Here is a 249-nt window from a genome sequence, read left to right as displayed (position 1 = left end):
CTCCTGGGGTGCCCGAACCGATCGAGGAATCAAATATATTCGACGGGTCCGTTCCGGTGAACGCGAGGCCGCCAGTGTTCCCGCCCCAAAAGCCGAGATTCGCTATGTGCGCGTGGGTGAGGTCGGTGTGTCCGCCGATTGCCCGAATGTACGCCCGGCCATCGCTGGTGATGGTGTCCGGTGCTCCCAAGGCTGGATCCCAGCTCGTGATCGTCGCTGCGGCTGCCGCCGAACCAGACACACTCAGGC

The 249-nt window shown here is 63.9% G+C and carries 1 protein-coding gene; it reads right to left on the bottom strand.

The genetic code is table 11. The features are described 5' to 3' along the window. The coding region (locus QN347_RS20560; RefSeq protein WP_323494513.1) for a hypothetical protein at positions 1–249 on the bottom strand (249 nt) is incomplete at both ends.

This window comes from Sphingomonas sp. 10B4, assembly GCF_035019905.1.
Classification (GTDB): domain Bacteria; phylum Pseudomonadota; class Alphaproteobacteria; order Sphingomonadales; family Sphingomonadaceae; genus Sphingomonas; species Sphingomonas glacialis.
Note: the sequence above shows the minus strand (reverse complement) of the source record. Positions and strands in the feature narration are given on the sequence as shown.